Annotated in this window: 10 protein-coding genes; 3 read left to right on the top strand and 7 right to left on the bottom strand. The window is 66.0% G+C overall.

Annotation, left to right across the window (positions count from 1 at the left end; all coding sequences use genetic code 11):
* Positions 1–15: 15 nt before the first annotated feature.
* The 7 genes from ACE039_RS21925 to ACE039_RS21895 form a co-directional block, all read right to left on the bottom strand.
* Positions 16–1,587 carry an ABC transporter substrate-binding protein gene (locus tag ACE039_RS21925; protein WP_485823316.1) on the bottom strand — a complete coding sequence of 524 codons (1,572 nt, stop codon included), beginning with the start codon at positions 1,585–1,587 and terminating at the stop codon, positions 16–18.
* A 54-nt stretch (positions 1,588–1,641) separates the two neighbouring features.
* Positions 1,642–3,087 (bottom strand): M81 family metallopeptidase, encoded by a 1,446-nt coding sequence (locus ACE039_RS21920; RefSeq protein ID WP_485823315.1) that lies wholly within the window; start codon positions 3,085–3,087, stop codon positions 1,642–1,644.
* 135 nt (positions 3,088–3,222) lie between these two features.
* Entirely contained in the window at positions 3,223–3,618 is a 396-nt protein-coding gene (locus ACE039_RS21915) for a RidA family protein (RefSeq protein ID WP_313462437.1), read from the bottom strand.
* Positions 3,619–3,643: 25 nt separating this feature from the next.
* Complete coding sequence (locus tag ACE039_RS21910; RefSeq protein ID WP_310033105.1) at positions 3,644–4,780, bottom strand: NAD(P)/FAD-dependent oxidoreductase; 1,137 nt, start codon at positions 4,778–4,780, stop codon at positions 3,644–3,646.
* A 96-nt stretch (positions 4,781–4,876) separates the two neighbouring features.
* Positions 4,877–5,182, bottom strand: coding sequence for a hypothetical protein (locus tag ACE039_RS21905; RefSeq protein WP_105555227.1), 306 nt, complete (start codon positions 5,180–5,182; stop codon positions 4,877–4,879).
* A 41-nt stretch (positions 5,183–5,223) separates the two neighbouring features.
* A complete protein-coding gene (locus ACE039_RS21900) occupies positions 5,224–6,003 on the bottom strand; it encodes a tyrosine-protein phosphatase (RefSeq protein WP_332007353.1) in 780 nt (259 codons plus the stop codon).
* An 80-nt stretch (positions 6,004–6,083) separates the two neighbouring features.
* Positions 6,084–6,575, bottom strand: a complete 492-nt coding sequence (locus ACE039_RS21895) for a MarR family winged helix-turn-helix transcriptional regulator (protein ID WP_485823314.1) — start codon at positions 6,573–6,575, stop codon at positions 6,084–6,086.
* Positions 6,576–6,727: 152 nt separating this feature from the next.
* Between ACE039_RS21895 and ACE039_RS21890 the strand changes: the two genes are divergently transcribed.
* The 3 genes from ACE039_RS21890 to ACE039_RS21880 are packed head-to-tail and all read left to right on the top strand — an operon-like array spanning position 6,728 to position 9,518.
* Entirely contained in the window at positions 6,728–7,993 is a 1,266-nt protein-coding gene (locus tag ACE039_RS21890; RefSeq protein ID WP_485823313.1) for a flavin-dependent oxidoreductase, read from the top strand.
* Positions 7,990–8,502, top strand: a complete 513-nt coding sequence (locus ACE039_RS21885) for a DUF3237 domain-containing protein (RefSeq protein ID WP_332007351.1) — start codon at positions 7,990–7,992, stop codon at positions 8,500–8,502. Before ACE039_RS21890 ends, ACE039_RS21885 begins: the two co-directional genes overlap by 4 nt.
* 50 nt (positions 8,503–8,552) lie before the next feature.
* Positions 8,553–9,518, top strand: coding sequence for a Bug family tripartite tricarboxylate transporter substrate binding protein (locus ACE039_RS21880; protein ID WP_332007350.1), 966 nt, complete (start codon positions 8,553–8,555; stop codon positions 9,516–9,518).
* The last annotated feature ends 140 nt before the right edge of the window (positions 9,519–9,658 follow it).

Here is a 9,658-nt window from a genome sequence, read left to right as displayed (position 1 = left end):
CGCCCCGCGTCTGCCTTACGGTTTCTCGATGTTCCACATCACCGGGATGCCGTTCTTGATCAGCTCGGTGTGCTTGAGGCCGCGCACGGCGAAGACGGGCTTGAATTCCCCCCACATGACGTAGGGCACGGTCTGATAGGCGCGCGCCTGCATTTGCGCGGCGATCTCCTTGCGCTTGGCGGCATCGGTCTCGCGGATCCAGCTGGTGCGCAGCGTGTCCAGTTCCTTGTCGCATGGCCAGCCCGGCAGACTGTTGCCGCAGGCGGCGGACAGCCACGGGTTGGTCACCGGCGTGCTGGCGTCGTAGTAGCCGCCCCAGGTCAGGAAAATGTTCCAGCCGCCTTTTTCGGGCGGGTCCTTTTTCAGGCGGCGGCCGGCCAGCGACGCCCAGTCCATCGATTGCACGTCCACGTTGATGCCGGCCTTCTTCATGTTCTGCGCCAGCACCATCACGGCGGGCGCGCTCAGGTGGTCGGTGGGGTACAGCAGCACCACTTTCTCGCCCTTGTAGCCGGCTTCCTGCAGCAATTGCTTGGCGCGCGCCGGATCGGGTTTGGCATAGGGCGCGGCGCCGGCGTCGGTCGCTAGCGGCGAACCGCAGATGTACAGCGTGGCGCAGTAGTCGACGCGGTATTTCTCCGGGTAACCCATGGCCGACAGCATTTCCTTCTGGCTTACCAGGTGATAGAGCGCCTGGCGGGCCAGCGGGTTGTTGAACGGCGGGTGCAGCGCGTTGACGATGACCATGCCCTGGGACGCGACCGATGTGCTGAGGGTGATGTCCGGGTTGGTTTCCACCACCGGCAGGAAGTCGGGCGTGATCTGTTCGATCATGTCGACCTCGCCGTTCATCAGCGCGGCCGTCGCCGTGTTGCCGTCGGGGATGTACAGCCACTCGACGCGGTCCACCTTCACGTTCTTGCCGCCCGCCAGGCCGTCGGCCGGCTCGGCCCGGGGTACGTAGGCCGGATTCTTCACGTAGACGACCTTGTTGCCGGGAACCCATTCATCGCGCTTGAACAGGAACGGGCCCGATCCGACCATCTCGGTCACCTGCGTGTTCGGGTCCGTCATGGCCAGGCGCTTGGGCATGATGAACGGCGGCATGCCCGAGGGCTTGGACAGGGCGTCCAGCACCAGGCCGAAGGGTTCCTTCAGCGTCAGCGTGAAGGTGTTGTCGCCGGTGGTGGCGAATTCGGCGCCGGCCGCCATCATGGCCTGGCCCAGCGTGTCCTTCTTTGCCCAGCGCTGCAGCGACGCGATGCAGTCTTCTGCTTTTACCGGAGTGCCGTCGTTGAACTTCAGGCCCGGGCGCAAGGTGAAGGTCCAGGTCTTGCGGTCTTCGGAGGTGGTCCACGTGTCCACCATCTGTGGCTTGACCTGCCCCTTGCTGTCTTGCGAGAACAACGTGTCGAACACCATGTAGCCATGGTTGCGCGTGATGTAGGCCGTGTTGAACAGCGGGTCCAGCGTCTTCAGGTCCGCGTGCGGCACCATGCGCAGGGTCTTGGTCTGGGCGAGCGCACCCGTGGCGGCGCTCATTGCCAGGAGCGCCGCGGCTCCCAGCAAGCTGAAACGTCTGATCATTGATTTCCCCTTATTCATTCTGGATGCCCGGGTGGGCGGCAATGGATGACGCCCCTAGGCCTTGAACGGCCATTTGGGCAATTTGCGCTTGGTGAATGGCAGCGCGTTGACGTCCTGCGTGATGGCGCCCGGCGTTTCGACGTAGATGACCTGGCGGCCCACCTTCGAGTACGAGGCATAGAAGTGCTGCGACGACTTCACGATGATGAGTTTCATCGCCTGGAGGTCCACGCCGAATTGCGTGAAAAGGTCCGTGCCCATGGCCTGGGTGCGCGAGGTGTTCATGACGATCGTCACGCCCCGGGTGCGCACGACGGCGACGTCACCCAGCAGCGCGGGCGTGCCCGCCAGCCCCGTCATGACGGCGTCGCGCTTGAGCGCGAGGATTTCGCAGTCCAGATCCAGTGGCTGGCCCGAGACGGGCGCGACCTTGCCGCCCACGCGCAGCGCGATCCGCGCGCCTTCGCCGGCTTCGAAGCAAAGCTGCACGGCGACCGGATCCCAAAACGGGCCCGTCGCAACGTCCGTGATGCCGCGCGCCAGCACGCGTTCCAGAATGAAGGTGGCGTCGCTGGGCGCGCCGCCGCCCGCGTTGTCGGCGGAGTCCGCCAGCACGACGGGGAATTCCTTCGCGGCCAAGGCCTGGTCCAGCGCCTCGTCCGCGCCGGGGTAGGGCGGCGCAAGCTGGTCGCGAAAACCGATGATCTCTTCGCCCAGCGCGCGCGCCAAGGCGTCGGCCTGGCCTTGGTCGCCGTCGGTATAGACCAGGACTTTGGATCCCATGTCGGGCGTGTCGCCCCAGGGAAAGCCGTGGGCGATGGATACCGACAGCACGCCTTCCTTGCCCTCCATGGCCATCAGGCGGTCCACGAAGCTGCGCATGGGTTCGCGGCTGGTGTGCATGATCGAGATCATCTGGCAGTCATAGACCGCGCGCGTGGGCGTGTTGCGGCCTTCGGCGCGGGCCACGCACAGGTCTACCAGGTCGTAGGCGCGGTCCAGGATGTCGGTATGCGGGTATTCCTTGAAACAGACCAGGAAGTCGGCGCTGTCCACCATGGCGTCCGTCAGATGGCAATGCGGATCCAGTTCGGCGCCGATGACGGTGTCCGGGCCGACGATTTCACGGGCGCGGCGTAGCAGGTCGCCTTCGCAATCGTCGTAGCCGTCGGCCACCATAGCGCCATGCAGGCCGAACAGGGCGATATCGACCTGGCCGGCGCGGCGCAGGTCTTCAAGCAGTTCGTCGCGCAGGGTTTCGTAGGCGTGGCGGGTGGTGATGCCGGCCGGCGTGGCGCCGGCCGTCATGCCTTCGATCAGCGTCCAGTCCTTGCCCACCGCGCGTTGACGCGCCGCCCACAGCGGCCCCGAGAACATCTGCATGCGATCGGGATGCTGGCCGGCGGGGTAATAGCCGCGGGCGCGGTAGGCGGACAGGCCGGTCGGGATGGGGGAAAAGGTGTTTGTTTCGGTCGCCAGGGACCCGGAAAAGATCTTCATGGATGACGCTCCGCGCAAAAAAGGGGTTAAGGCCTGCAGGCAGGCCCTAGGGGCGCGGGCATCGTCGCGCGCGCAGTGGGTGACGCCTTGCCAGGCGGCGGGCCTGGCGTTGTCTTGCCAGCAAACGGATACGGCTCAGGCCGCCTGCGCGGGCGCTTGCGCCCCGCCCAGCCAGGCCTGCACTTCAATCTCTACGTCCACGTCCATCGCCAGCCTGGCCTCAACGGTCGACCGCGAAGGGAAGTCCGATGCGAAATGGCTGCGATAGGCCTCGTTGAACTGCGCGAACAGCGTCAGGTCCGACAGCCACACCGTTACGCGCACCACGTCTTTCAGGGTGGCGTCCGAGAGCGCCAGCGTTTCCTTGATGCGTTCGATGGCGGCATGGGTCTGGGCGGCGATATCGCCGCGCACGACCTGTCCGCTGGCATCCATCGGAATCTGGCCCGACAGGAAAAGGAAGTCGCCTGCCTGGGTGGCGCGCGAAAACGGCAGGGGCAGGGTGCTGGGATAACGAATGATGGCGGTCATGGCGGGTTCTGGTTCCGGAGGAAAGTCAGCGCAAGCGCTCGGGGCGTACGGCATCGGCATCGACGCCATGCGCGTGCAGGTGGGCAGGCACGGGCTGGTGCGTCAGCAGCGCGGCGGCCAGTTCGGACGTGGCGGCCGCGGTCTGGATGCCGTAGCCGCCTTGCGCCGCCAGCCAGAAGAAGGCGGGCGCGCCGGCGTCCCAGCCCACCACGAAGTCGCCATCGCGCACGAACGAGCGCAAGCCGGCCCAGGTGTGCTTGGGGCGGCGGATGGTGAGCGACGTGGCCGTTTCGATGCGGTAGATGCCGGTTGCCACGTCCAGCTCTTCGGGCACGACGTCATGCGCGGCCACGGGGTCGGCGTTGGCGGGCGACCCCAGCAATTGGCCGGCATCGGGCTTGAAGTAATAGCTTTCGTCCACGCCGACCACGGCGGGCCAGTGGGAAAAATCGGTGTCTTGCGGGCCGGGGAAGGTAAAGGCCGTGCGGCGGCAGGGCTGCAAGCCAATGGGGGCGGCGCCGCACAGGGCGGCGGCGTGGTCCGCCCAGGCGCCGGCGGCGTTGACCAGCACCCGCGCCCGGATGGCGCGTCCGTCCGCCAGCGTCAGCGTCCATGCCTCGTCGGCGTAAGCGGCGGACACCACTTCCGCGTTGTTGTGCAGCACCGCGCCTTGGCGGCTCATGCCGCGCAGGAAACCCTGGTGCAGCGCGTGCACGTCGATGTCGCGGGCATCGGGTTCTTCGATCGCGCCGCAGAGCTGGTCGCCGCGCAGGCATGGCACGCGCGCCATGGCCTGTTCGGCGTCGATGAGCGTCACATTGGGCGATTGGCGGTGGAAGTCCTGGAAAACCTCTTGCAGCAGGTCCTTCTGTTCCGGCGTGGCGATGTACAGCACGCCGCGCGGGCTAAGCAGGGGATGTTCGCTGAAGCCCTGCGGCGGCTGCTCGTAGAAGGCACGACTGGCACGGGTCAGCGCCTTGATCTGCGTCGTGCCGTAGGTTTCCATGAACATGGCCGCGGAACGGCCGGTGGAGTGGTAGCCGGGTTGGGATTCACGCTCCAGCACCGCCACGGACGCCGTGGCGCTCAGGCGGTAGGCCACGGATGCGCCGGCGATGCCAGCGCCGACCACGGCAAAATCGTATAGGGGTTCTGCAGTCATATTTGTCGGAAGCGAGAATTCTCTTATTTGATAATTCTCGAATACGATAGTTTTTTGACGGCAGACGGGTAATAGGGGAATGCCCTGATGGCGGGGCTATGTCAGGTGATGACCGAAGGCCACGATCGACGCGGCGAAGGTGGCTGCGCCGACGGCGGCCAGCCAATAGGCGCGCCTGGCCGCATGGGCATGGCTTCGGCCCAGGGCGATCAACAGCGCGATCAGTGACCACAATCCGGTGAATGCCAGCAGGCCCAGCGTGTAGACCCAATTCGACAGGTCGTAGCCGCCGCCGCCGATGGACGGGTGGCCCGAGGTTTTCGGCCACAGCAAGGCGATCAACGTACCGGCGACCAATGCGAACACGGCCAGCCAGATCAGGAATCCGCGGTCTTTCAACATGGTGTCGATCCTGTGTCGATTCAAACGTGGGGCCGTCGGCCTCAGTCCTCCAGATAGTGCTCGCGCAAGGCGTCCACGTCCACGTTCAGCACGTCGCGCAGATAGCGGTCCATGCCGCCGAACGCCTGATCGATCGCGTGCATCGATGCGTCCAGGTAGGCGGGAGCGACTTCCAGCAGCGGCATCATCACGTCGTCGCGCACGCCGCGTTCCGCGGACTTGGCCAGGATCTCCTGGAAGAACCGCGCGTTCCAATGGTTCGATTCAAGGTAGTTCGCCACGATGTCGTCCTGCGAGACGCCCAGCGCCGACAACAGCAGCAACGAGGCGAAGCCGGTGCGGTCCTTGCCCGCGGTGCAGTGGAACAGCAGCGTCTTGCCACTGGCGGCGGTTTGCAGAAAACTGCCGAACGGCGCCTGGTAGCGGGCAGGGAAGTCGCGGTAGATGTCCACCATCATCGCGCTGACTGCGGCTTGCGTGCTTTCACGTAGCTTGGGCAACAGCACGGCCATGGCCATGTTTCCGTCCAGCACGGGGGACGCGATCCAGGTAAAGCGTTGTCCGAAGTGCGCTTCATCCTGCGCTTTTTCCGTGTCGGCGCGGAAATCGATGACGGCTTCCAGCCCCAGGCCACTCAGGAATTCGATATCCGCAGCGCTGGCGCGCCCCGGACTGCCGCTGCGAAAGAGCTTGCCTTCGCGCAGCCGCCGGCCATTCGCCCCTGTCAGGCCGCCCAGGTCGCGGGCGTTGTGCACGCTGTCCAGCGCCAGGCGGCGTCGGCCGTTGGCAGGCGGCGTCTCGGCGGGATTCGAACGGGACATGGGGCGGGTTCCTTGGTCTGAGGGCGTGTCGAAGATCGTATCACCGTGGCCCGTCTGCCCCTTGCGGTCCGCCGCGAGCGCTACCCGAGCTTGCCCAGCAAGCCGATCAATCGGCGCTTGTCCGCCGCGCTCAATTGCGTGCTGATGCGCGCGTCGTGGACTTTGACGGCCAGGGTGATTTCGGCCAGCGCTTTTTCGCCCGTATGCGTCATCGCCAGCGAATACGCGCGCTTGTCGTGCAGGGCCTCCTGCCGTTCGACATAGCCCAATTCCTGCAGTTGGTTGACGATCTGCACGGCGCCCGATCGCGCAATGCCCAGAATCCGGGCCAGGTCGGTGAGCTTCAGGTTGGCGTTGGCCGCGATCAGCGTCAGCGACGAAAAGCGCTGCGGTGTGATGTCCCACGGCGCCAGCGCATTCAGGAAGTCTTCGTAGATGACGATCTGGGCGCGCCGGATGGCGTAGCCGACCAGGTCGTCCAATGCGCCATACCGGATGCCGGGCACATGCGGGTCGAAATGCTCGCCACGGGCGGCGGGGCGCCGGGGGCGTTGGGATGCGGCTCTGGACATGGGCGGGGTTGCGTTCTTGGGGCCATCTTGTAAGAAGGCCTCAACACTAATGCACCCGTTGCCGGCGCGCCAGCGCATTACGGGAAATCCCCGGGGTGCGGAAAGCGTCTGGATTTTGTTATGTTGCATAACAAATAAAATCAGGAGCAGACATGCAGATCGTGATTGCCGGCGCCGGTATCGGCGGGCTGACGCTCGCCTTGATGCTGCATCGGCGCGGCATCGATTGCCGCGTCTATGAAAGCGCGCAGGAACTTAAGGCCCTGGGCGTGGGCATCAACCTGCTGCCGCATGCGGTCAGCGAACTTGAACCATTGGGACTGATGCCGGGTCTGGCCGAGCGCGCCATCGAGACCTCGCAACTGCACTACTACAACAAGTTCGGGCAGCCGATCTGGCGTGAACCGCGCGGCCGGGACGCGGGGTATCCGCTGCCGCAGTTTTCAGTGCATCGGGGCGAATTCCAGATGCTGTTGGCGCAAGCGGTGCGCGAACGGCTGGGCGACGACGCCATCGTCACGGGCAGCGTGCTGGAATCCGCCGAGCAGGATGCCTTCGGCGTGGTGGCGAACTTCCGGCGCAGGCAGGACGGGGCGACGCAGAGCGTGCGCGCGGACATTCTGGTGGGCGCGGACGGCATCCATTCGGCGCTGCGCCGTCAATTGCATCCTGCCGGTGACGAGCCGCGCTTTTCCGGCCGCATGCTGTGGCGCGCCGTGACCGAAGCGCCGCCGTATCTGGATGGCCGCAGCATGTTCATGGCGGGACACCAGGACCAGAAATTCGTGTGTTATCCGATTTCGGAGCCGCTGCGCCGCCAGGGGCGGTCGCTGATCAACTGGATCGCCGAACTCTCCGTGCCCGGCGCCGAGCTGCTCGCCACCGACTGGAACCGGCAGGTGGACAAATCGGTGTTCGCGGACCGCTTCGCCAATTGGCGCTGGGACTGGATCGATATCCCCGCCATCATCGACGGCGCGCAAGCCATCTATGAGTTCCCGCTGGTGGACCGCGATCCCTTGCCGCGCTGGACGCGGGGGCGCATGACCCTGCTGGGCGATGCCGCGCACCCCATGTACCCCATCGGATCGAACGGGTCGGCGCAGGCCATCCTGGATGCGCGCTGCCTGTCGGATTGGCTGGCGCAAGCCGCGAGCGGCGCGGTGCGCTCGCCCGAGACCGCCTTGCTGGAATACGAGGCCGAGCGCCTGCCCCGCACGGCAGGCATCGTCCTGCGCAACCGCTTGAATGGGCCCGAGCAAGTCATGCAGCTGGCCGAAGAGCGCGCGCCTGACGGGTTTGACGACATCGGCGACGTGATCGCGCCGCAGGAGTTGGAGGCGGTATCGTTGCGCTACAAACAACTCGCGGGATTCGATCCCGCCACCGTGCGCAAGAGCCGGGGGGAAGCATCATGACCGACAATACCGGCGCCCTGGCGCAACCCTTGGCCGACCCGTTGACCGACCCCTTGGCGCCGCGCCTTGAGCACGTGGCGACCGTGGTGGTGGAAGTGGGCGCGCCGCAAGAGGTCGGCGATACGCCGCAAGGCTGTCGCCGCGTCATCCCGATCACGGGCGGCACCGTGGAGGGCCCGCGCCTTCGCGGCAAAGTCCTGCCGGGCGGCGCCGATTTCCAGGTGATCCGTTCGGCGACCTACACCGACATCCATGCGCGCTACGTCATCGAAACCCCTGACGGCGAACGCATCTATGTCGAGAACACCGGCATCCGCACGGGCCACGCCGACGATATCGCCCGGTTGGTGCGCGGCGAAGCCGTGGACCCCGCGCGCATCTATTTCCGCAGCTATCCGCGCTTTGAAACCGCGTCGCCGGCCCTGGGGTGGATGAACGAAAGCCTGTTCGTCGGCACGGGCGCGCGCTACCCCGACCGGGTGGAATTGCGCTTCTACCGCATCTGCTGAACCCGTGGCGCCCGCCACGGCACAAATACCAAAACCACCCGGAGACAACCATGACATCGACGCTGCGCCGCCTGCTGGGCGGTTTCCTGCTGTGCCTGCCGATCGCGGCGATGGCGCAGTTCCCCAACGGCCCCGTGCGTCTGAACGTGGGCTTTCCGCCGGGAACGGGGCCCGACATCGTGGCGCGCACACTGTCACAGCACATGGGGCCGCTGCTGGGTGAAAGCGTGGTGGTGGAAAACAAGGTCGGGGCGGGTGGGCAGATTGCCGCGCAGGCCGTGGCGCGCAGCCCGGCGGATGGACAGACCCTGTTGTTGGGCGAGGTGGGCTCCATCAGCATTTCCCCGGCCACCTACCGCAACCTGAACTACGATCCGCCACGCGATTTCGCGCCGATCTCAGAAGTGGTGCGCGCCGATTTTGTGCTGGTGGTGCCGGCCGGTTCGCCGTACCAGGACCTGGCGGCGTTCATCGATGGCGCCAGGAAGGCGGCGGACCGCCTCAACTTCGCGACTTTCGGCGCCGGCACGCCCGGGCATTTCGGGGCCGAACTGTTCGCCCGCGAAGCCGGCATGAAAATCGAAGCCATCCACTACCGTTCCACCGGCGATGCGGTGTCGGGCCTGGTGTCCGGAGCGGTCCAGGCCGCGTTCGTAACGACGGCGCTGGCGGTGCCGCAGGTGCAGGGCGGCAAGCTGCGCGCGTTGGCAATCACCGGCGCGCAGCGTTCGCCCGCCTTGGCGGCCGTGCCGACCTTTGCCGAGCGCGGCCTGCCCGCGGTCAATTTCGGGGCGTGGTTCGCCCTGTTCGCGCCGGCCGGTACGCCGGACGCGGTGCTGAACCGCTTGCAGAAGGACAGCGCCCAGGCCTTGCGCCAGCCCGCGGCGGTGCGCAGTTTGGCAGACGCCGGTTTCGTGGTGGTCGGGTCGGACCGGGCAACGCTGCAAACCTTGTTGTCGTCGGAATCCAGGCGCTGGGCCGAGGTCGTGAAAGCGACGGGATTCCGGGCGGATTGATGCGTGCTCAACGGGAACACTAGCGCCGTCGTTCGCGTTATCCAGCCGATTGGGTTCATGAATGGAACAGTTTGTTCTGGCCTAAAAACCCGGAATTCGGTCCTGGATGGGTGTTCTCGTCATGGGCGGGCCAGTAGAAT

The sequence above is a fragment of the Achromobacter maghribensis genome (assembly GCF_057334215.1).
The sequence above is the reverse complement of the archived record's forward strand: the minus strand, read 5'-3'. Positions and strand labels throughout refer to the sequence as shown.